Below are 20724 nucleotides of genomic sequence, written 5' to 3' on the forward strand. Positions count from 1 at the left end.
TTTTCCTCGAACCGGCATACGATTTGCGAAGACCGGCGGGCAAGTTCGATGCCGCGGGGTGAAGGCCGGTGACGGAAGCGACGATGCGGGCCGGGACGGGCCGGTCCGTCGTGCTCGACGGGATCACCCACCGCTACGGGGAGGCGGTGGCGGTCGGGAACGTGACGCTCGACATCAAGGGCGGGGAACTCGTCTCGCTGCTCGGCCCTTCCGGCTGCGGGAAGACCACGCTCCTGCGGATCGTCGCGGGCTTCCTGCGCCAGACCGAGGGGCGGGTGATCGTCGGCGACGCGGTCATGGACGACCTGCCGCCGAGCCGGCGGGCGGTCGGCATCGTGTTCCAGAACTACGCGCTCTTCCCGCATCTGAGCGTCGCCGAGAACGTCGCCTACGGCCTCGCCGCGCGCGGGGCGCCGAGGGCCGAGCAGGAGGCGGAGGCCGAGCGCCTCCTCGGCCTCGTGCAGCTCGGCGCCATGGCGGAGCGCTACCCGCGCCAGCTCTCCGGCGGGCAGCAGCAGCGCGTGGCGCTCGCCCGCGCCCTGGCGATCCGGCCCGCCGTGCTCCTCCTCGACGAGCCCTTCGCGGCCCTCGACAAGAATCTCCGCCTTGACATGCAGATCGAGGTCAAGCGGCTGCAGCGGGTGGCGGGCGTCACCACGATCCTGGTCACCCACGACCAGGAGGAGGCGCTGTCCCTCTCCGACCGGGTGGCGGTGCTGTCGCAGGGGCGGCTGGAGCAGTTCGCGGCCCCGACCACGATCTACGACGCGCCCGAGAGCCTGTTCGTCAACACCTTCGTGGGCTCGGCCAACACGATGCCGGGACGCGTCGTCGGCCAGGAGGGCGCGGGCGCCCGCGTCGCCCTCGATGCGGGCGGCGAGATCGTGGTGCGGCGCCCGGGCCGGGCGCTCGCGCCGGGCGCGCGCGTCGTCGCCTGCCTGCGGCCCGAGCACCTGCGCCTCACCGACGGCGAGGAGGGCATCGCGGGCGTGGTCGAGATGGCGCTGCCGCTCGGCCCCACGGTGATCCACGAGGTGCGGGTGGGAGCGGGCGGCGCCCTCAAGGTCGCCGAGCCGCGCCTCGGCGGCGCGGCCGCGCGCCCGCCCGGCACCGCCGTGCGGGTCGCCGTCGCGCCCGGCCTCGCCTCCGCCTTCCCCGCCGCCTGATCCTCGCCCAGGACGCTCCGATGATCCTCGACCGCCGCCGCCTCCTCACCACCGCCCTCTCGCTCGGCGCGATGGAGCTCTTCCCCGGCCTCTCCCTCGCGCAGGCGAGGCCCCTCGTCTTCGCCACCTTCACGGGGAGCTGGGAGGAGGCGCACAAGGCCGTGCTGGTCCCCGCCTTCCGCAAGGAGACCGGCAACGCCCCGATCGTCCTCGACCCGATGCTGTCCGTCGACCAGATCGCCAAGGTCTCGGCCGCCCGCGCGAACCCGCCGATCGACGTGATGCTGCACGATCCGGGCCCGGCGCTCACCGCCCAGGCGCAGGACCTCGTCGAGCCCTACCCGGTCGAGCGCAGCGCCTCCTTCAAGGACCTCATCCCGGACGCGCAGGAGGCGACCGGCCCGGCGGCCTTCTTCCAGGTCGTCGGTCTGACCTACAATCCCGACACGGTGAGGACGAAGCCCACCTCCTGGGCCGATCTGTGGCGGCCCGAATACAAGGGCCGGGTCGGCATCACCAACATGAACTCGACGCTCGGCACCGGCTTCATGGTCGAGATCGCCAAGATGCACGGCGGCTCCGAGGCGAACATCGATCCGGCCTTCAAGGCCATGGAGGCGCTCAAGCCCAACCTCTCGGCGGTGGCGGCCAATCCGGGGGCGCTCGCCACCCTGTTCCAGCAGGGCCAAGTCGACATTTCGCCCGGCAACTTCAACGCCATCCAGATCCTCAAGGCCAAGGGCGTTCCGGTCGAGTTCGTGGCGCCCAAGGAGGGGGCGATCGCCTTCAAGACCGCGATCCAGATCGTCAGGAACTCGCCCAACCGCGACCTCGCCTTCAAGCTGATCGAGGCGGCGATCTCCGAGCCGGTCCAGACCCGGCTGATGCAGGCCCCCTACCTGATCGTGCCGACCAACGCCAAGGTGACGATGAGCGGCGAGATCGCCCAGGTGCTCGCCCGGGACACCGACGACCTGCGCAGGAAATTCGTGTTCCAGGACTGGAAGGCCATCAACGCGCAGCGGGCGGCCTGGATGGAGCGGTTCAACCGCGAGATCAAGCTCTAGAGGCGGCGGCCATGAGGCGGCGCCTCCCCGACGTCACGGTCTACGACCTGCGGCTGGCGAGCCCGCTCGCCCTGTTCTTCGCGGCCTTCTTCGCGGCGCCGCTCGCGGCGCTGCTCGGCCTCTCGCTCAAGGGGCCGGACGGAACCCTGGGCCTCGCGCAGTACGCGGCGTTCCTCGGCGATCCTTTCAGCCTCGGCGTGCTCGGCGCGACGCTCTGGCTCGGGCTCAAGGTGACGCTCGTCTGCCTGATCCTCGGCTACCCGCTCGCCCTGGTGGCGACCCGGGCCGGGGGGCGGGTGCGCGGCCTCGTCATCCTGGCGGTGCTCACGCCCCTCCTCACCAGCGTGGTGATCCGCACCTTCGCGTGGATCGTCATCCTGGGCCGCCAGGGCGTGGTCAACGGCGCGCTCGCCTCCCTCGGGGTGAGCGGCCCGCCCCTGCGGCTCCTCTACGCGGAGGGCGGGCTGGTGGCGGCCCTCGCGCAGGTGCAGATGCCCCTGATGGTGCTGCCGCTGATGACGGCGCTGGCCCGCATCGATCCGAGCCTGTGGGACGCCTCCGAGGCGCTCGGGGCCGGGCGCTGGCGCACCTTCCGGCGGGTGACGCTGCCCCTCTCCCTGCCGGGGCTGATCGCCGGCTCGGTCCTCACCTTCGCGGCGGCGATCTCGGGCTTCATCACCCAGTCGCTGATCGGGGGCGGGCAGATGCTGTTCATGCCCGGCTACATCTACCAGCAGGCGATCGCCCTGCAGAACTGGCCCTTCGCGGCGGCGATGTCGGTGATCTTCCTCGTCGCCGTGCTGGCGGTCATCGTCGCCTTCAACGCGCTCGGCCGCCTCGCGCGCGGCTACGCCCAGACCTGAGGCCGCCCGATGTCCCGCCCGATGTCCCGCCCGCCCGGCGCCCTCGACCGGCTCAGCTTCGAGATCGTGGTCGCGCTCCTCGCGGGCGCGGCGCTGATCCTGCTCCTGGCCCCGACCGTGATCGTGCTGGTCGTGTCCTTCACGGACGGCCTGTCGCTGCGCTTCCCGCCGCCGGGCTATTCCCTGCGCTGGTACGGGGAACTCGCCGAGGCGTGGCAGCTGCACTTCGCCCTGCGCAACAGCCTCACCGTCGCGGCGGCCGCGACCCTGCTCTCGGTGGGGCTCGGGGTCATGGCCTCGCTCGCCGTGGCGCGCTCGCCGCGCCTCGCGGCGCGGCTCCTCGACAGCCTGTTCCTCTCGCCCCTCGTCCTGCCGGCCCTGGCCTTCGGGCTCTCCAGCCTGATGTTCTTCTCGCTCCTCGGCTGGCCGGTCTCCGTGACGACGCTGGTGATCGGCCACACGGTGGTCTGCGTGCCCTACGTGGTGCGCAACACCGTCGCGGCGCTGACCCAGCTCCAGCCGGTGCTGCTCGAGGGCTCGGCGAGCCTCGGCGCCTCGCGGCTCTACACGCTGCGCCGCATCACCCTGCCGCTGATCCGGCCGGGGGTCCTGTCGGGCGGCTTCCTCGCCTTCATGGCCTCGTTCGACAACATCCCGGTCTCCCTGTTCCTGCGCGACGCGGCGACCGACATGCTGCCGATCCGGATGTGGCAGGACCTGGAGGGGCGCCTCGACGTCACCATCGCGGCGCTCTCCGGCGTGCTGATCGTCGCCACCATGGCGGGCATCGCCGTGATGGAGCGGCTGACGGGCCTGTCGAAGCGGCTGGCATGACCCGCGGGAGCGCGCCCGCGCGCCCCGCCCCCTCACTCACCGAGCACGCGGCGGCGGAGCTCCGCCGCCTGATCCTGCTCAACCGCCTGCGGCCGGGCGAGGCGCTGAACGAGCCCGATCTGGCGCGGCGCCTCGGCATCTCGCGCACGCCGATCCGGGAGGCGCTGAAGCTGCTCGCGGGCGAGGGGCTGGTGACGCTGCGCCGGAACCGGGCCGCCCTGGTGTCGCGCCTCGACCCGGCCGGGCTGGTGCCCCTGTTCGAGCTGGAGGCGGCGCTCGAGAGCTACGGCGCGGGCCTCGCCGCGGAGCGGATGAGCGAGGGCGACCTCGCCCGCCTCGCGCGCCTGCAGGAGGCGATGGAGGCCCTGCGCGAGGACCGCGACGCCTACGTGCGCCTCAACCGCCAGGCGCACCGCCTGATCGTGGCCGCCGCGCGCAGTCCGGCCGTGGCGGAGGCGCATGAGCGGGCCTTCGTGCGGCTGGAGCGCGCGCGCAACCTCGCCCTCGACACGGGCGGGCGGCTCGACGAGTCGCTCGCCGAGCACCGCGCCATCCTGGCGGCCCTGCGCGCGCGCGACGCCGAGGCCGCCCGCCTCCTGATGGCGCGGCACGTGGCGCGCACCCAGGCGCTCCTGGTGGCGCGGCTGGCGGAGGGGGAGGGACGGGCGCCGGAGGCGGACGGGGCGTCCGGACCCTCGCGCTGAGGTCCTTTCCGCCCGGCGGGACCGCGCTTGACGGACGGGCGGCCGCGCGGCGTGGTGACGGCATGCCCCCGCTCCCCCTCTCCCGCCGGCGCGCGAGGCCGGCTCAAATCCTTCTCCGGGCCCTCCTGGTCGCCCTCGCGGCGCCGCATCGGGTCCTCGCCCAGGACGCGCCGCCCCCCGCCGGCGAGGCCGTGCCGGGCTTCGCGCGCTGCCTGACGGACCTCGCCGCCGAGGCGACCGGCCGCGGCGTGCCCGAGGCGACCGTGTCCGCCCTCCTCGGGGACCTCGCGCCCGATCCCGAGGTGCTGGCCGCGGCCGGCCACCAATCCGAGTTCGAGAAGCCGCTCTGGGACTACCTCGACGCGGCGGTGAAGGACGAGACCGTCGCCGATGGCCGCGCCAAGCTGGCCGCGTGGGAGCCGGTCCTGGCCCGCATCGAGGCGCGCTACGGCGTCGACCGCTTCGTGCTGCTCGCGATCTGGGGCATCGAATCCGGCTACGGCGCCGTGCTCGACAAGCCCGGCAAGGTGCGGCCCGTGCTGCGCTCCCTGGCGACCCTGGCCTGCGCGGACCCGGCCCGCGCCGCCTCCTGGCGCGACGAGCTCGCCGCCGCCCTGCGGATCGCCGCGCAGGGCGACGCGCCGGTCGCGGACCTGACCGGGTCCTGGGCCGGCGCGATGGGCCACACGCAGTTCATGCCGACCACCTATCTCCGCTACGCGGTGGATTTCGACGGCGACGGCCGGCGCGACATCTGGCACTCGCCCGCCGACGCGCTCGCGGCGACGGCGCACTACCTGAGCGCGGAGGGCTGGCCGGCCGGCGCGCCCTGGGGCTACGAGGTCGCGCTGCCGCCGGGCTTCGCCTACGCGCTCGCGGACGAGACCACCGAGCGCCCGCTCGAATCCTGGGAGCGGCTCGGCCTGCGCCGGGCGGACGGGCAGCCCTTCGCGGCCACCGGCGTCCCGGCGCGGCTCGTCCTGCCGGCCGGCGCGCGCGGCCCGGCCTTCCTGCTCCTGCCGGGCTTCCGCGCGATCACGCGCTACAACGCCTCCTTCGCCTACGCGCTCGCCGTCTCGCACCTCTCCGACCGGCTGCGCGGGGAGGGGCCCCTCGTCGGCGCGTGGCCGCGCGGGGACCGGCCGCTCAGCCGCGACGAGCGCCGCGACCTGCAGGTTCGGCTGGAGGCGCGGGGGCACCCGGCGGGCGGCGTCGACGGGCGGATCGGCCCCAAGACCCGGGCCGCGATCCGCGCCTTCCAGGCGGCCGCCGGGCTGGTGCCGGACGGCTACGCCGACGCCGCCCTCCTCGATCGCCTGCGGGAGACGCGCTGACGCCGGCCCGGATGCGCCGAGGCCCCTTGCCGCGCGCCGTTCCGCCCGCAATTAGGGGCGGGTCGCGTGTCCGCGAGGATGATATGAACGGTCTCACACGTGCGGTCCTGGCGGCCGGTCTGGTCGCCTGCGGCCTCGGTCCCGCCGCGGCCCAGACGGCGCCCGCGGCGGGCAACGACGCGGTGCTGCTCACCGTGTTCCTCAAGCACGACCAGTCGAAGAACCTTCACGAGATCAACGCGCAGCTGCAGAAGAACGGCTACTACGACCAGTTCCCGCCGGCCGGCACCGAGGTCGTGTCCTGGTACGTGGTGATGGGCATCGGCCAGGTGGTGACGCTGCGGGTGCCGCCCGCGAAGCTGCGGGACGTCAACGTCGCGCTGGAGAACACCGCCTGGGGTCCCTACCGGACCGAGTTCTACCCGACCTACGACTACAAGGCCCTGGCCGAGGAGCAGAAGCGGAAACTGGGCTCGGGCCCGAAGGCCGGGGGCGCGGGGGACCCTTCGCCGCGGTGACTCCGCCCGCCTGCGGGCTCCGCGCCCCCCTCCTGGCCGACCATGACCCGTCCGGCTGGCGAGGCGGTTCCCGGCAATCCGGTCGGCGAAGTCGGCGGCGGCGGCGTTGAGAATCGTGCTGACCGGATGGTCCGAGACACCTCCCCCACCGCGGCTGGATGCCCTCACCGTCCGGCCCCGCGGGCCGTTCGTCGGCGGCGGATCCAGGCCGGACGGGTGCGCGGCCTCGTCCCCCCGTCCTCGCCGATCGGCGCGTGGGTCGTGCCGGACGGCGAACGATGGGCGCTCTCGCATCCCACATCCGCTCGATCCCTTCGGGAGAGCGGATTGGGGCTTGGCTCACGCGCCGCGCGGGCGCGGGATCCGCTCGGATCAACCGGATCCCGGATCAGGTGCCGCAGAAGGTCCTGAGCACCCGCTCGTGCTCCCGCGGCGGCTCGGCGTAGCGGGCGCGCTCCGGCTGCTCGGCGTAGGGCTGGCTCAGCACCTCCACCAACTCGCCGAACGGGGCGACATCGTCCCGCTCGATCGCCGCCTCGATCACCGCCTCGACCTGGTGGTTGCGCGGGATGAAGCGCGGGTTGACCCGGTCCATCGCCGCCCGCCGCTCGGGGCCCGGCATCGGCTCCGCCGCGAGGCGCGCCCGCCAGCGCGGGGCCCAGGCGTCGAAGGCGGTCGGGTCGACGAACAGGTCGCGCACGGCGCGCTCCGCCGCCGGGTCGGCGGCCGCGGCCCCGAGATGCCGGAAGGTCAGGGTGAAATCCGCCGCGTTCTCGGCCATCGCGGTCAGGAGGTCGCTGGCGAGGCCCACATCCTCCTCCCGCTCCTCCAGGAGGCCGAGCTTGCGCCCGAGGCCCCCGTGATAGGCGCTCTCGAACAGGGCCGGGAAGGAAGCGAGCCGGTCCTGCGCGTCCCGGATCGCCGCCTCGGTGTCCTCGCCGAACAGCGCGAGCAGCGATTCGGCGAGGCGCGCGAGGTTCCACTGCGCGATCATCGGCTGGTTCCCGTAGGCGTAGCGGCCGTGCTCGTCGATGGCGCTGAACTTGGTCCGCGGGTCGTAGGCGTCCAGGAAGGCGCAGGGGCCGTAATCGATGGTCTCGCCCGCCACCGACATGTTGTCGGTGTTCATCACCCCGTGGATGAAGCCGACGCAGAGCCACTGCGCCACCAGCGCCGCCTGGCGGGCGATCACCGCCGACAGCAGGGCCGGGTAGGGATTCGCCTCCCCGGCGAGGTCCGGGTAGTGCCGGGCGATGACGTGGTCGGCCAGCGCCCGCACGCCCTCGGTGTCGCGGCGGATCGCGAAGAACTGGAAGGTGCCGACCCGGATGTGGCTCGAGGCGACGCGGGTGAGGATGGCGCCCGGCAGCACCCGCTCGCGGATCACCCGGTCCCCGGTCGCCACCGCGGCGAGCGCCCGGGTGGTCGGGATGCCGAGCGCCGCCATCGCCTCGCTGACCACGTATTCGCGCAGGACCGGCCCCAGCGCGGCCCGCCCGTCGCCGCTGCGCGAGAAGGGAGTCGGGCCCGCGCCCTTGAGCTGGATGTCGCGCCGGATCCCGGTCCGGTCGACGACCTCGCCGAGCAGGATCGCCCGCCCGTCGCCGAGCTGGGGCACGAGGTGGCCGAACTGGTGGCCCGCATAGGCGGTGGCGATCGGCTCCGCCCCGGCCGGCATGCGGTTGCCGGACAGCATCGCCACCCCGTCGGGGCTCGCGAGCCAGTCCGGGTCGAGGCTCAGCGCCTCCGCGAGCGCCCGGTTCAGCCGGATCAGCCGCGGCGCCGGGACCGGCGTCGGGTCGGTGCGGGCGAAGAACCGCGCGGGGAAGCGGGCGTAGCTGTTGTCGAAGGGGAGGGGCGTCATCGCGGGGCTCTGGCCTTCCTGCCGGGCCGTCCGCGCCCAGCGGGCGCCGAGACGGGCTCTGCGGGGACAATGCCGCTCCCGGCGAATGGTTGGCACCCCGCCCCGGCGCGGGCGCCCTGCGGCGCGGTGCGGCAGGGGGCCCGGCTCAGCCGAGCGCGTCGCCGAAGCGCTCGACATGCGCCGCGAGCCCGAGCCCGTGCGCCCGCACCAGCGCCTCGGCCCCGTCGCCGTCGCGCCCGCGCAGGGCGCGCAGGATCGCGCGGTGCTCGGCATTCGAGCGGTCGGCCCGGCCCTCGGCCCGGATCGCCACCCGGCGGATGCCGCGCACGTGGATCATCAGGGTGCCCGACATCGCCTCCACGATCTTGCACTGGCCGAGCGCGATCACCGCTTGGTGGAAGCGCAGGTTCGCGTCCGAATAGGCGTCGAGGCTGTCGGCGGGCGGGCGTTCGAGGAAGTCGGCGAAGAGCGTCTCCAGCCCGGCCAGCTCCGCATCCGTGGCGCGCTGGCAGGCCAGCCGGGCCGCCATGCCCTCCAGCGCCGCCCAGGCGTGAATCATGTCGATGATCTGCCGGCGCGTCTTGCGGACCACGAAGACCCCGCGGCGCGCCTCCGAGCGCACGAAGCCCTCCTGCTCCAGCACCGTGAAGGCCTCCCGCACCGGGGTGCGGCTCACCCCGAGGTCCCGCGCCAGCCGGCGCTCGTCGAGGCGGATCTCCTCCGGACTCCCGTAGATGTCCATCTCGGCGATCGCCGCCTTCAGCGCCTCGTAGACGAGCGTGCGCAGATTCGCCGAAGCGACGATCGGCGTCACCGTGAATTCCTGCGACCTCACCATCTCGCGCACCTGTGCGTCTCCCTGCCCGGCGGGCCCGGCGGGGCCGCTTCCGACGGCCGCCCCGATCCGTTCCCTCCGCCCCCGCGCCGACGGAGCCCCCGCCGGCCCGATGCCCGCGGATCCGCCGCTTGACATCGCCTGGATCCTGGCATACCACATGCCAACACAACAAGACAAAATACTCGCTGGCGACCTCCACGAAGAGGCCCGCTTTCTGGCGAGACGAAACCGGGAGGACCGCAGAGAATGACGGTAATCCGCACGCCAATGTTGCCTGAAGGCTCACCTCGCCGAAGACCTGCGGCCCGGCGCGACGCGTGACCGGGCGGATGAGCGGGACGATCGAGTGGAAATCAACGCGGGATGAACGCGGATGATAGTGGCTGAGTGCGATTACGAGCAAGTCGTGGAGGCGGTGGGCGACGCCATCGTGGTCTCCGACGCGGAGGGACGGATCACGGCCTGGAACGCGGCCGCCGAGCGCATCTTCGGCTTCACCAAGCGGGAGGCGCTCGGGGAGACCCTCGACCTGATCACGCCGGAGCGCCACCGTCGGCGTCACTGGGACGGCTACGCCAAGACCATGGCGACGGGCGTGACCAAGTACGGCACCACGCTCCTGCGGGTGCCCGCCTTGCACAAGGACGGGCGCTCGCTGTCGATCGCCTTCACGGTCGGGCTGCTGCACGGCCCGGAGGGCGTCGTGACCGGCATCGTGGCGTCGATCCGGGACGAGACCAGCCGCTGGGCCGAGGAGAAGGCGCTGCGCCAGCGCATCAGCGACCTCGAAGCGGTCGGCTGACCGGTCTCGTCGAAGAGGGCGGCCCTGGTCCGCCCGCTTCTCAAGACAAATCCCAAGTTATCGCAGGTTTCGCCGGGCGGCCGCGAGGCTCTCGTCCGAACCCTGCTCAGCGACACGGGCCGAAGCGGCCGTGTGATTGTCACAAGGCGGGATGAGCCGCCGATCTGCAAACGGAGGAATGTCCTCATGAGCAAGCCCCTCGAAGGCATCAAGATCATCGACTTCACGCACGTCCAGGCCGGGCCGGCCTGCACCCAGCTCCTCGCCTGGTTCGGCGCGGACGTGATCAAGGTGGAGCGGCCCGGCGCAGGCGACGTCACCCGCACCCAGCTGCGGCACGTCGAGGATGCGGACGCGCTCTACTTCACGATGCTGAACTCCAACAAGCGCTCGCTCACCCTCGACACCAAAACCCCGCAGGGCAAGGAAGTCCTGGAGAAGCTGATCAAGGAATCCGACGTCCTCGTCGAGAATTTCGGCCCCGGCGCCCTCGACCGCATGGGCTTCTCCTGGGCCCGGATCAACGAGCTCAACCCGGGCATGATCGTCGCCTCGGTGAAGGGCTTCAGCGAGGGCCACCACTACGAGGACCTGAAGGTCTACGAGAACGTGGCGCAGTGCGCGGGCGGCGCGGCCTCGACGACCGGCTTCTGGGACGGCCCCCCGACCGTGAGCGGCGCGGCGCTCGGTGATTCGAACACCGGCATGCACCTCGCGATCGGCATCCTCACGGCGCTGCACGCCCGCAACAAGACCGGCAAGGGCCAGAAGGTGGCCGTGTCGATGCAGGACGCGGTGCTCAACCTCTGCCGCGTCAAGCTGCGCGACCAGCAGCGCCTCGACGCGCTCGGCTACCTGGAAGAGTACCCGCAATACCCGCACGGCGAGTTCAGCGACGCGGTGCCGCGCGGCGGCAACGCGGGCGGCGGCGGCCAGCCCGGCTGGGTGCTGAAGTGCAAGGGCTGGGAGACCGATCCCAACGCCTACATCTACTTCACGATCCAGGGCCACGCCTGGGCGCCGATCTGCCGCGCCCTCGGCAAGGAGGAGTGGATCGAGGATCCGGCCTACAACACCGCCCGCGCCCGCCAGGACAAGATCTTCGAGATCTTCGCCTTCATCGAGAGCTGGCTGGCCGACAAGACCAAGTACGAGGCCGTGGACATCCTGCGCAAGTTCGACATCCCCTGCGCGCCGGTGCTGTCCATGAAGGAGATCGCCGCGGACAAGTCGTTGCGGGCGAGCGGCTCGATCGTCGAGGTGCAGCACCCGCAGCTCGGCAAGTACCTGACCGTCGGCAGCCCGATCAAGTTCTCGGACCTGAAGGTCGAGGTCAAGGCGTCGCCGCTCCTCGGCGAGCACACCGACGAGGTGCTGCGCGACCTCGGCTACACCGAGCAGCAGATCGAGATGCTCCACCAGGAGCGCGCGGTCTAACAGGTCCCGCGGCGACGATGGCGGCGCGTCCCTCACGGGGCGCGCCGTCCGTCGTCTCGCGTCCGGCTCCCGCCGGACGGTGATGCGCGCCCGGCGGGACCGGGCGCCGATCCTGACGCCGGGGCCCGCGCGGCCCGCACCGCGAGGAACCCGCAGCCGATGCTCCGCCGCCTGAGGCGTTTCCTGCCCGATCTCACTCCCGTCAGCCTGGACGAGCGCCTGCGCGCGGCGATCGGGGCGCTGGCCGGGATCCTGGCGACCGGCCTGATGAGCCGCGCGGCGCTCGGCGACCACGCCTCGCTGCCCGTCCTGATCGCCCCGATGGGCGCCTCGGCGGTCCTCCTCTTCGCCGTGCCGGCGAGCCCGCTCGCCCAGCCCTGGTCGATCCTCGGCGGCAACACGGTCGCGGCGCTGATCGGCGTGACGGCCGCCACGCAGATCGCCGACCCCTTCGTGGCGGCGGCGGTGGCGGTGAGCGTCGCGATCGCCGTGATGACGGCCCTGCGCTGCGTCCACCCGCCGAGCGGCGCGGTGGCGCTGACGGCCGTGCTCGGCGGCCCGGCGATCCACGAACTCGGCTACGGCTTCGTGCTCTGGCCGGTCGGGCTGAACTCGCTGATCCTGCTCACCACGGCGATCCTGTTCAACAATTTCACTGGGCGCAGCTACCCGCACCGGGCGCCACAGGCCTCGCCCGCCGGCCGCGGCGCGATGCCGGCCCCCTTCACCAGCCTGGGCTTCACGGGCGCCGACCTCGACGCGGCACTCGAGGATTTCGGCGAGTTCGTCGATATCGGCCGGGCCGACCTCGACGCCATCCTGCACCACGCGCTGCTGCGGGCCTCGCGGCGGGCGCTCGGTTCGGCGACCTGCGCCTCGGTGCTCTCGCGCGCGGTGGTCGGGATCGCGCCCGACGCCTCCCTGGACGAGGCCCTGGCCCTGTTCCGGCGCCGCCGCATCCGGGCGCTCGCCGTGACGGACGAGGGGGCGCGGGTGGTCGGCCTCCTCACCCACCACGACCTCATCGACAAGGCGGCCTGGAACCGGAACGGGCCGCGCCTCGACCTGCCGCGCCGCCTGCGCCTGACGCTCGCGCGCGGCCGCGCCCCGCACCACTGCGTCGCCGACGTGATGACGACGCCCGTGATCCCCGTGCGCCCCGAGACGCCGCTCGCCGACGCGGCCCTGTGGATGTCGCAGGCGGGGCTCGTCCACCTGCCGGTGGTGGGGCCGGACGACCGGCTGATCGGGCTCGTCTCGCAGGGCGACGTGGTCAACGCGCTGCTGGTGGCGAACGGGGCCCGGGCGGGCGGCCCGGTGCTGACCCCGCGCGGCGAGGGCGCGCTCGCCGGCGCCGCCTGAGCGGGTTCAGGCCCGGTACTGCGCGTCGGTGACCGGGTCGAGCCACGCCACGGCCTTCCCGTCCTGCCTCTCCTGGATGGCGATGTGGCTCATCCCGGTCCGGGCGGTGGCGCCGTGCCAGTGCTTCTCGCCGGGAGCGAACCAGACGACGTCGCCCGGCCGGATCTCCTCGACGGGACCGCCCTCGCGCTGCGCCCAGCCGAGCCCGGCCGTGACGATCAGCGTCTGTCCGAGCGGGTGGGTGTGCCACGCGGTGCGCGCGCCCGGCTCGAAGGTCACGAGCGCGCCCGCGACCCGCGCCGGCGCGGGCGGGCTGAGCAGCGGGTCGATGCGGACGGCTCCGGTGAAGTAGTCCGGCGAGCCCTGCTCGGATGGCCGGGCGCCGCTGCGTGTGATCTCCATCGCGTCCTCCGTGTCGGCCGGGGCGGGGCCGCCCCCCGCCCGACCTTACGGGGCTGCGCCGGGATGACCAGGGGATCGGACCGCCCTTCTCCCGCGGGACGCGGACGCGCGGGAGCATCCGGGACCCGACCAGGCCGTCGCGACCAGGGCCCGGGCCCCCTGCGGCGGACCGGCCCGCCCGGTCTCATCCCGCCGCGACCGCGTCGTCCTCGCCCGCCGGCACCCGGTCGGCCCGGCCCGCGAGGAAGAAGTCGACGGCCTGCGCGGCGAGCGCCGGCTGCCACGCGTGCGGGCCCTCGTGCTCGACGTAGGTCAGGTCGTAGCCGGCGCGCCGGAGCAGCGCCGCATGGGCGCGGGCGCTGCGGTCGATCGGGATCTGCTCGTCCCGCGTGCCGTGCGAGAGGAAGATCTTCGGGGCGCCCTGCTGGACCTGCACCGACAGGAAGCCCGCCGAGGACACGATGACGTGGCTCACCACGTGACCGTTGGTCAGCCCGAGGGAGAGCGCGTAGCTGCCCCCGTCCGAATGCCCCGCGAAGGCGAGGTGGTCCGGATCGAGGAGGAAGCGGTCCGCCACCGCGGCGAGCGCCGCGTCGAGCCGCTCCCGGTCCGGCCCGTTGCCCGCGATCACGATGTCCCAGGTCGGGAAGAGCGATTGCGGCAGGAGCAGCAGGAAGCCGCGCGCCTCGGCGTGCGCCTCCAGCATCGGCAGGATCTTCTGCGCGCTGCCGCCGCCGCCGTGGAACAGCACGACGAGGGGCGTCGGCCGGCGCGGGGCGACCGCCGGCGGCACCACCAGCAGCGCGTCGCGCTCGGGAAAGAGGCCGATCGCGTGGCGGCCGGGCGGCAGGGGAGGCCGGGTCGGCAGGCGATGGGCGAAGGACAGGCAGCCGGCAAGTTCGGGATCGATCACGGGACCCTCTCGCAGCATCACGCGAAAAACCCGCCGGCGGGACGCGCCGGCGGGGCGGGTGGCGGGCTGAGCATCATGCGCCGAGGTGGCCGCCGGTTCGGCGGCGGCCATGATGCGGCAGCGAAGGCCTCGGCGGATTGGCCGCGCGCGGTTCCGCCGAGGCGCCCGCCGCGGGGCGAGGCCGCGGAGGCCTCACTTCTTCTTGCGGACCGAGCTCTGCGGGTTGAGGCTGCCGATATTGCCGCTCTCGGTGCCGGCGCGCGGGTCGATCACCGCGTTGATCAGGGTCGGGCGGCCCGAATCCATCGCCTCGTTCACGGCGCGGCTGAGTTCCTCGGGGGTGGTGGCGTGGACGCCGACGCCGCCGAACGCCTCCATCATCCGGTCGTAGCGGGAATCCTTGACGAAGACCGTCGTGCCGGGATCGCGGCCGGTCGGGTCGGTGTCGGTGCCCCGGTAGATGCCGTTGTTGTTGAAGATCACGACGCAGACCGGCAGGTTGTACCGGCAGATCGTCTCGATCTCCATGCCCGAGAAGCCGAAGGCGCTGTCGCCCTCGACGGCGAGGACCGGCTTGCCGGTCTCGATCGCCGCCGCGATGGCGAAGCCCATGCCGATGCCCATCACGCCCCAGGTGCCGACGTCCAGGCGCTTGCGCGGCTGGTACATGTCGATGACCGAGCGGGCGAGGTCGAGGGTGTTGGCGCCCTCGTTGACCAGGATCGCGTCCGGCCGCTCGCGGATGATGTCGCGCAGCGCCCCGAGCGCCCCGTGGAAGTCCATCGGCGAGGCGGCCGTCGACGAGGCGGACTTGGCGAGCTTCGCCGCCATCTTGGAGGCGTTCTCCTCCTTCTTCTTGGCGATGGTGGCCGTCCAGTCGGCCGGCGGGGCCGGCCAGTCGGCCTGCATGCCGGCGAGCAGGGCCTCGACGCAGGAACCGATATCGCCGACGAGCGGGGCGGCGATCTCGACGTTCGAGTCCATCTCGCGCGGCTCGATGTCGACCTGGATGAACTTCTTGGAGCCGGGCTCGCCCCAGGTCTTGCCCTTGCCGTGCGACAGGAGCCAGTTGAGGCGCGCGCCGAGCAGCAGCACCACGTCGGCGTCCTTGAGCACCAGCGAGCGGGCGGCGCCGGCCGATTGCGGGTGCGTGTCGGGCAGGAGGCCCTTGGCCATGCTCATCGGCACGTAAGGGATGCCGCTCGTCTCGACGAGGGCGCGGACCGCCTCGTCGGCCTGCGCGTAGGCGGCGCCCTTGCCGAGGATGATCAGGGGGCGCTTGGCATTGCGCAGCAGGTCGAGCGCGCGGGCGACCGCGGCCGGGGCCGGGATCTGCGCCGGGGCCGGGTCGATCACCTCGACCAGGGACTTGGCGCCGGCCTCGGCGTCCATGACCTGCGAGAACAGCTTGGCGGGGAGGTCGAGATAGACGCCGCCCGGCCGGCCCGACACCGCCGCGCGGATCGCGCGCGCCACGCCGATGCCGATATCGGCCGCGTGCAGCACCCGGAAGGCGGCCTTGCACAGGGGCTTGGCGATGGCGAGCTGGTCCATCTCCTCGTAGTCGCCCTGCTGCAGGTCGACGATCTCGCGCTCCGAGGAGCCGCTGATCAGGATCATCGGAAAGCAGTTGGTGGTGGCGTTGGCGAGCGCGGTGAGCCCGTTGAGGAAGCCCGGCGCCGAGACCGTCAGGCAGATGCCCGGCTTCTTGGTGAGGAAGCCCGCGATCGCGGCCGCGTTGCCGGCATTCTGCTCGTGCCGGAAGGAGATCACCCGCATGCCGGCGGCCTGGGCGAGGCGGCCGAGATCGGTGATCGGAATGCCCGGCACGCCGTAGATCGTGTCGATGCCGTTGAGCTTGAGCGCGTCGATGACGAGGTGGAAGCCGTCCGTCAGCTCCGGCTCGCTCTGCACCGACGCGGCGGGCGCGGCGGCCCCGTACGAGGTCGGCAGGGTGTCGGGAGCCGGCTCGGCCTGCGTCTTGACGGTCGTTTCCATCGGGGGTCCCCTGGTGCTTGTTGGGTTGGGCAGGCCGGGCGCGGTCGGTCCCGGCGGCGTAGGGTCTGGGCGCGGGGCGCCGGTCTGGGGCGCGGGCGCGCCGCGTGCGGCCGATCTCGACGGCGCCCAGGGCGGGCGGCGCGGCGGCCGGAAGGCGGAGGCGGGCCGGCCCTCACGGGCGCGGGCCGCGGCAGCTCACGCGGGAGGCGGTGAATGGGCGTCTGACATCGGCGTTCCTCCGGCGCTGCGGGTTCTCGGCGCCTCCCCCCGGGCGCCGAAGCGCCGGAAGGGTCTCGCGCCGGCCTGCTTTTTGTATCAGGTCGACTGTATACCAGACGGACATTGCGGCGACGGACGCGATTTGTCAATCCGGGGATCGCGCGGCCCGGCGCCGATCGCGCGCCGGCCGGGCGATCGCCGGCCGCTCGGAGCTGGACCGGGTCGGCGGCCGGACCGCGGCGCGCCGCGGTGCCGCCGGACTGGCGGCGAAGGATCCCGGCGCTCCGTCGCGCGTGCGGGAAGTGAGGCGGCGCCTCCGAGGAGGACCGCGATCAACGGCTGTGCGGCCCTGACGCGACCACCCTTCCGCGGCCGCGCCGGCCGGCTCGGCTGCGCGCGCGGCCCTGCTCCACTGCTCCTCTGCTACTTGGCATTCCCGCTCAGCGCGAGCATCGGCAGCGTCCCGCCCGGCACCATGGTGCTCGGCAGCCTGCCGTCCCAGCGCTCGGCCTGGACGAGGGTGACGAGGCTCGGATTGTCGCGCAGGGCGTCGCCGCGGGCGCGGATCGCCTCGGCCTCCGCCATCCCCTTGATCCGGATCGCCTCGGCCTGGGCCTGGGCCTGCGCGCGGACCGCGTCGGCGTCGGCGGTGGCCTTGGTCACGGTGATCTGGGCCTGCACCTTCTCGCGCTCCGCGTTCTGGCGAAGGCGCAGCACCTCGACCTCGGCCAGCATCCGGTCCTCGATCGATTTCTCGTAGGCCGGCGAGAACTTGATGTCCTCGACGTTGACGCCCGTGACCGTGATCGGCCCGCTCACCGCCTTCTGGATCGCGTCGGTGATCTCGGCGTTGAGCCGGGCGCGGTCCTGGATCACGGATTGCGCGGTGAAGCGGCCGATCACCACCTTCGACTGCTTGAGCACGAGCGGGGTCAGCAGCCGCGCCACGGCCGCGTCCGCCCCGCCGTAATCGGCGTAGACCTCCGCCACGCGCCCGGACTCGAACTGGTAGTTCACGGAGATCATGTAATGGGCGGTCTGCTGGTCGTGGCTGTAGCCCTCCAGCCTCTCCCAGCGAAGCAGCTGGTTGCGCACCGGGATCCTGGCGACGCTGTCGACGAAGGGGAGCTTGAAACCGAGCCCCGGCTGCGCCACGGCGTGGATGGCGCCGTTGCGGAGCACGACGCCGCGCTCCGTCTGGTCGATCGTGTACCACGAGCCCAAGACGAGGGGCAGCACAATCAGGGCGGCGCCCGCCGCGAGCGCGACCGTCGCAGGTATCCGCATCTGTCTCTCCCGGCCCATGCAGGGTCCGAACCGAGCCTGATCATCGATCGCGCCGGGGCGAATGGCCAGTGCGCGGCCGCACGGGGGCAGATCCGACGCGGACATCCCTGGGGCCGGGTCCCCGCACGCCGGATTTCCTTGGGTGATGAGTGGGCGCGCGGCCCGGGACGCCCCGCCCGGACCGCGGTGCTGCATTCCTGCAAGGGTGCGCGCAAATCACGGCTGCCCTCACCCAGGTGAATCCGCGGCGCGCGGACGGGAGGCAGGCTGCGGAGGGGCAGCGGCCCGGAAGGATGCCGGCGGGGGCGGTTCATGGCGCGGCGGGCAGGCAGGGGGCGCGAAGGCGCCTGGGGCGCGATCATCCTCCTCGCCTGCGCGCCGGCGCTGGCGCAGGAGCGCGCGCCGCGGGCGACGCTCGACGAGACGGGCCTGACCGTCCGCGGCCCCGACGACGCGGTCCGGTTCGAACTCGGCGGGCGGCTGCACGCCGATTTCGGCGCGGGCGGCAGCCGGGCCCTGACCAACGAATTCCCGGTCGCGGCCGATCTCCGCCGCCTCTGGATCGAGCCGAAGCTCACCTTCGGCCGAAACCTGATCCTCAACCTGCAATACGATCCGGCCAGCGCCGCGACGCCGATCAACAACCTGCTGCTCAGCTACAAGGGCGCGCCCGTCGCCGCGGGCATGCCCTCGTGGACGCTGACGGTCGGCAACTTCAAGGAGCCGTTCAGCCTCGAGCAGCTGATCTCGAACAACGACACGACCTTCATGGAGCGCTCGCTCGCCGACACGTTCGCGCCCGGGCGGGACACGGGCCTGGCGCTCGGCACGCATGGCCGGAACTGGACGCTCGCCGCGGGCGTGTACGGCGGCAACGTCAACGCGGATGTCGGGCGCGGCGGAGTCGCCGGCACGCTGCGGGCGACCGCGGCGCCGATCCTGGCACAGGATCGCGTCCTGCATCTCGGGATCGCCGGCAGCTACCGCGGCCTGGACCGGGGCGGGCCGGCCCTGTCCTTCGGCACCACGCCCGAGAGCGTCCTGTTCCGCGAGAGCCTCGTCGACACGGACGTGATCGCGCAGGCGCGGGCGGTCGGGCGGCTCGGCCTCGAAGCGGCCTGGGCGCAGGGCCCGCTGCGGGTGCAGGCCGAGGTCATCGCCACGCGCGTCGAGCGGACGGCCGGGCGCGACGTCGCCTTCCGGGGCGGCTACGTCTACGCCGCCTGGGTCGTGAACGGGAAGGCGCCGCGCTACGTCGTGGAGGCCGACACGGCGACCGAGATCGGCCTGTTCAAGCGCGTCGCGCCGGAGGGCGGCCAGCGCGTGTCGCGGGGCGGCCCGGGCGTCGTCGAACTGGCGGTGCGCGTCGCGGCGGTCGACCTCACCGACCGCGACATCCGCGGAGGCCGCCAGCGGGACGTGACGGTCGGAGTCAACTGGTATCCCGAGCCCTTCCTGCGCGTGATGGCGAACTACGTCCACGCCTGGGCCGATCCGGCCGCGACCGGCCGCCCGGCCGAGGCCGAGATCGGGCAGGTGCGCCTGCAGATCGCCTTCTGATGGCACATCCGCTTGATTCCTTCGGGACGGCGGATTGGGCTCAAGCGCCGCGCGGGCTCGTGATCCGCTGTGATCAACCGGATCCCGTGTGAGCCGGCGCGAACCGGGCGCCCCCGCGCCGGAGGGCCGGCTCATGGTCGGCCGGGCTCGGCGTCACGCGCCACGCGGCGTCGCCGACGTCGTGCGCGACGAGGCGTGCGCCGCGCGGGGCGACGGCGACGCCCACGGGCCGTCCCGCGCCGCCGCCCTCGGCCGCCGATGCGCGAAGGGCACGGGCACGAGCTTGTCGCCGCCGAGGTCGCGCCGGTCCCAGCTGCCGTGCTCGCCCACGAAGGCGCCGCCCCGGCATTCCGGCGGGAGGGCCTCCGAGCGCGAGACGGCGAGCCCGAGCGGGGCGAGGTGCGAACTCAGCGCGTCGTCCGGCTCGACCGCGGTCGCGACGAGGTCGGGCCGCTGCGGCTCGCGGCACGGGCCGACGTGCTGGCCGTCATCGCAGTCGGGCCAGCCGTGGAGGGCGCTCTCGCGCGCCGAGGTGCGATAGTCCGGGTCGAGGTTCGGCCCGATCTCGTCCCGCTCGTCGACGATGGCCCGGAGTGCCCCGGTTCGCGGCTCGAAATCGAGGCCGGCGGGGTTGCGCAGGCCGCTCGCGAAAATGCGCGACAAGCCCATGGCCCGGTCGACCTCGCAGATCCGCGCCCGCCCGCGCTCCGCCTCCGATCGGGAAATCGCGGATGTCGGGGTCTGCCATGCGCCGCCTCCCCGCAGGGGCTCCGCAGCGCGCCCCTTCCTGGATGCTCACTCAGGGTGTCGTCCCGCAACGGCCGTGGGACGGGGCCGGCTTCGAGGAGACGCGGCGCCCCGTCCGCCTGCGCGGGCGCCGCGCACCCCTCAGGCGATCTCGCTCTCCGTCAGTTCGATGTCGCGCGGATCGGGGACGTAGTCGCACCAGGCGCACCGGCCCTGCGGGGCCACGGCCGCGATGTTCCGCTGCGAGCACAGCGGACACACGTGCAGGACAATCCTGTCCCCGACCAGGGAGGCGCTGCCGCGGCCCTTGAACGTCAAATTCGAACGCATCTCGACATCCGACACGAGCGGTACTCCACTGCGCTGTTCGTGATTGCTGTGCACACCAACCGCCAGAGTCGCTGGATTGTTTCCTGCGGGGGCGTGCGCGGGAGGTTGGATTTCGGCGATGCACGGGATGACGTCTCCCCGCCTGGCGCGGCCGATGCCGCGACGCGGTCGCCCGGCGATCCCCAGGCCGCGATCGGGAGGGTGATCGTGCCGGAGACGCCGTCGGGGGCAAGGGCATAGGCGACCTCCGCCTTGAGCTGGCAGGGGAGGGCGCGCCCGATCAGCTCCCGGCCGAGCCCTTGCGCGGCGGCTCTCCCTCCCCCGGCGAGGGGACCGGCACGCCGCTTTCCTGCCACGCGACCCGCGGCAGGCGCTGGCCGCCGGGCGCCGCGATCACCCGCCAGCGCGCTTCGAGCCGCCCCTCCGGCCGCGACAGCGCCCCGTATACGGACAGGAGGCCGGCGGGCCGGCCCAGCACC

Annotated in this window: 19 protein-coding genes and 1 pseudogene; 11 read left to right on the top strand and 9 right to left on the bottom strand. The window is 73.4% G+C overall.

Features of this window, described 5'->3' with window-relative positions:
- Positions 1–83: 83 nt before the first annotated feature.
- From QA634_RS20530 to QA634_RS20560, 7 genes are all read left to right on the top strand, one after another.
- Positions 84–1166: an ABC transporter ATP-binding protein gene (locus tag QA634_RS20530; RefSeq protein WP_012333795.1), complete on the top strand. Its 1083-nt coding sequence runs from the start codon at positions 84–86 to the stop codon at positions 1164–1166.
- Between the two features lie 20 nt (positions 1167–1186).
- Positions 1187–2233 carry an ABC transporter substrate-binding protein gene (locus QA634_RS20535; RefSeq protein WP_012333796.1) on the top strand — a complete coding sequence of 349 codons (1047 nt, stop codon included), beginning with the start codon at positions 1187–1189 and terminating at the stop codon, positions 2231–2233.
- A gap of 11 nt (positions 2234–2244) precedes the next feature.
- Positions 2245–3096 carry an ABC transporter permease gene (locus QA634_RS20540; protein ID WP_012333797.1) on the top strand — a complete coding sequence of 284 codons (852 nt, stop codon included), beginning with the start codon at positions 2245–2247 and terminating at the stop codon, positions 3094–3096.
- Positions 3097–3117: 21 nt separating this feature from the next.
- Positions 3118–3930 (top strand): ABC transporter permease, encoded by an 813-nt coding sequence (locus QA634_RS20545; RefSeq protein ID WP_043702558.1) that lies wholly within the window; start codon positions 3118–3120, stop codon positions 3928–3930.
- The gene (locus tag QA634_RS20550; RefSeq protein ID WP_012333799.1) at positions 3927–4634 is read left to right on the top strand and encodes a GntR family transcriptional regulator; all 708 of its coding nucleotides are present in this window, start codon (positions 3927–3929) and stop codon (positions 4632–4634) included. The genes QA634_RS20545 and QA634_RS20550 overlap by 4 nt, the downstream gene beginning before the upstream one ends.
- A gap of 62 nt (positions 4635–4696) precedes the next feature.
- Positions 4697–5968 carry a lytic murein transglycosylase gene (locus QA634_RS20555; protein WP_012333800.1) on the top strand — a complete coding sequence of 424 codons (1272 nt, stop codon included), beginning with the start codon at positions 4697–4699 and terminating at the stop codon, positions 5966–5968.
- Positions 5969–6051: 83 nt separating this feature from the next.
- Entirely contained in the window at positions 6052–6486 is a 435-nt protein-coding gene (locus QA634_RS20560; protein WP_012333801.1) for a hypothetical protein, read from the top strand.
- Between the two features lie 388 nt (positions 6487–6874).
- Here the strand turns inward: QA634_RS20560 and QA634_RS20565 are convergent, their stop codons facing one another.
- Positions 6875–8350 (bottom strand): protein adenylyltransferase SelO, encoded by a 1476-nt coding sequence (locus QA634_RS20565; protein WP_012333802.1) that lies wholly within the window; start codon positions 8348–8350, stop codon positions 6875–6877.
- A 145-nt stretch (positions 8351–8495) separates the two neighbouring features.
- Positions 8496–9188, bottom strand: coding sequence for a GntR family transcriptional regulator (locus tag QA634_RS20570; RefSeq protein WP_012333803.1), 693 nt, complete (start codon positions 9186–9188; stop codon positions 8496–8498).
- A gap of 373 nt (positions 9189–9561) precedes the next feature.
- Between QA634_RS20570 and QA634_RS20575 the strand changes: the two genes are divergently transcribed.
- The 3 genes from QA634_RS20575 (at position 9562) to QA634_RS20585 (ending at position 12789) form a co-directional block, all read left to right on the top strand.
- The gene (locus QA634_RS20575) at positions 9562–9990 is read left to right on the top strand and encodes a PAS domain-containing protein (RefSeq protein WP_012333804.1); all 429 of its coding nucleotides are present in this window, start codon (positions 9562–9564) and stop codon (positions 9988–9990) included.
- 186 nt (positions 9991–10176) lie between these two features.
- Positions 10177–11427: a formyl-CoA transferase gene (gene frc / locus QA634_RS20580; RefSeq protein WP_012333805.1), complete on the top strand. Its 1251-nt coding sequence runs from the start codon at positions 10177–10179 to the stop codon at positions 11425–11427.
- Positions 11428–11586: 159 nt separating this feature from the next.
- A complete protein-coding gene (locus QA634_RS20585; protein WP_012333806.1) occupies positions 11587–12789 on the top strand; it encodes an HPP family protein in 1203 nt (400 codons plus the stop codon).
- 6 nt (positions 12790–12795) lie between these two features.
- Here the strand turns inward: QA634_RS20585 and QA634_RS20590 are convergent, their stop codons facing one another.
- From QA634_RS20590 to QA634_RS20605, 4 genes are all read right to left on the bottom strand, one after another.
- Positions 12796–13191: a (R)-mandelonitrile lyase gene (locus tag QA634_RS20590; RefSeq protein ID WP_012333807.1), complete on the bottom strand. Its 396-nt coding sequence runs from the start codon at positions 13189–13191 to the stop codon at positions 12796–12798.
- 184 nt (positions 13192–13375) lie between these two features.
- Entirely contained in the window at positions 13376–14122 is a 747-nt protein-coding gene (locus QA634_RS20595) for an alpha/beta hydrolase (RefSeq protein WP_050777580.1), read from the bottom strand.
- A 174-nt stretch (positions 14123–14296) separates the two neighbouring features.
- Positions 14297–16102: an oxalyl-CoA decarboxylase gene (oxc, locus tag QA634_RS20600; protein ID WP_012333809.1), complete on the bottom strand. Its 1806-nt coding sequence runs from the start codon at positions 16100–16102 to the stop codon at positions 14297–14299.
- Positions 16103–16744: 642 nt separating this feature from the next.
- On the bottom strand, positions 16745–17608 hold the full coding sequence (locus QA634_RS20605) for a prohibitin family protein (RefSeq protein ID WP_012333810.1): 864 nt from the start codon (positions 17606–17608) through the stop codon (positions 16745–16747).
- 312 nt (positions 17609–17920) lie between these two features.
- On the opposite strand from QA634_RS20605, the gene QA634_RS20610 reads away from it, so the two are divergent.
- Complete coding sequence (locus tag QA634_RS20610; RefSeq protein ID WP_012333811.1) at positions 17921–19168, top strand: OprO/OprP family phosphate-selective porin; 1248 nt, start codon at positions 17921–17923, stop codon at positions 19166–19168.
- Positions 19169–19241: 73 nt separating this feature from the next.
- Here QA634_RS20610 and QA634_RS20615 read toward each other — a convergent pair.
- The 3 genes and pseudogenes from QA634_RS20615 to QA634_RS20625 form a co-directional block, all read right to left on the bottom strand.
- Positions 19242–19882 (bottom strand): annotated as a pseudogene (locus QA634_RS20615) (PQQ-dependent sugar dehydrogenase); the annotation flags it as partial.
- 174 nt (positions 19883–20056) lie between these two features.
- A complete protein-coding gene (locus tag QA634_RS20620) occupies positions 20057–20260 on the bottom strand; it encodes a hypothetical protein (RefSeq protein WP_415926891.1) in 204 nt (67 codons plus the stop codon).
- 265 nt (positions 20261–20525) lie between these two features.
- Positions 20526–20723, bottom strand: a complete 198-nt coding sequence (locus QA634_RS20625; protein WP_050777504.1) for a hypothetical protein — start codon at positions 20721–20723, stop codon at positions 20526–20528.
- Position 20724 lies beyond the last annotated feature (1 nt).

It is taken from the genome of Methylobacterium sp. CB376, from assembly GCF_029714205.1.
Taxonomy (GTDB): domain Bacteria; phylum Pseudomonadota; class Alphaproteobacteria; order Rhizobiales; family Beijerinckiaceae; genus Methylobacterium.

Bases quoted from the DNA above. Each gene is read 5' to 3' on its own strand.
- QA634_RS20530 (WP_012333795.1), top strand. From the start codon at position 84: ATGCGGGCCGGGACGGGCCGGTCCGTCGTGCTCGACGGGATCACCCAC.
- QA634_RS20535 (WP_012333796.1), top strand. From the start codon at position 1,187: ATGATCCTCGACCGCCGCCGCCTCCTCACCACCGCCCTCTCGCTCGGC.
- QA634_RS20540 (WP_012333797.1), top strand. From the start codon at position 2,245: ATGAGGCGGCGCCTCCCCGACGTCACGGTCTACGACCTGCGGCTGGCG.
- QA634_RS20545 (WP_043702558.1), top strand. From the start codon at position 3,118: ATGTCCCGCCCGCCCGGCGCCCTCGACCGGCTCAGCTTCGAGATCGTG.
- QA634_RS20550 (WP_012333799.1), top strand. From the start codon at position 3,927: ATGACCCGCGGGAGCGCGCCCGCGCGCCCCGCCCCCTCACTCACCGAG.
- QA634_RS20555 (WP_012333800.1), top strand. From the start codon at position 4,697: ATGCCCCCGCTCCCCCTCTCCCGCCGGCGCGCGAGGCCGGCTCAAATC.
- QA634_RS20560 (WP_012333801.1), top strand. From the start codon at position 6,052: ATGAACGGTCTCACACGTGCGGTCCTGGCGGCCGGTCTGGTCGCCTGC.
- QA634_RS20565 (WP_012333802.1), bottom strand. From the start codon at position 8,350: ATGACGCCCCTCCCCTTCGACAACAGCTACGCCCGCTTCCCCGCGCGG.
- QA634_RS20570 (WP_012333803.1), bottom strand. From the start codon at position 9,188: ATGGTGAGGTCGCAGGAATTCACGGTGACGCCGATCGTCGCTTCGGCG.
- QA634_RS20575 (WP_012333804.1), top strand. From the start codon at position 9,562: ATGATAGTGGCTGAGTGCGATTACGAGCAAGTCGTGGAGGCGGTGGGC.
- frc (WP_012333805.1), top strand. From the start codon at position 10,177: ATGAGCAAGCCCCTCGAAGGCATCAAGATCATCGACTTCACGCACGTC.
- QA634_RS20585 (WP_012333806.1), top strand. From the start codon at position 11,587: ATGCTCCGCCGCCTGAGGCGTTTCCTGCCCGATCTCACTCCCGTCAGC.
- QA634_RS20590 (WP_012333807.1), bottom strand. From the start codon at position 13,191: ATGGAGATCACACGCAGCGGCGCCCGGCCATCCGAGCAGGGCTCGCCG.
- QA634_RS20595 (WP_050777580.1), bottom strand. From the start codon at position 14,122: ATGCTGCGAGAGGGTCCCGTGATCGATCCCGAACTTGCCGGCTGCCTG.
- oxc (WP_012333809.1), bottom strand. From the start codon at position 16,102: ATGGAAACGACCGTCAAGACGCAGGCCGAGCCGGCTCCCGACACCCTG.
- QA634_RS20605 (WP_012333810.1), bottom strand. From the start codon at position 17,608: ATGCGGATACCTGCGACGGTCGCGCTCGCGGCGGGCGCCGCCCTGATT.
- QA634_RS20610 (WP_012333811.1), top strand. From the start codon at position 17,921: ATGGCGCGGCGGGCAGGCAGGGGGCGCGAAGGCGCCTGGGGCGCGATC.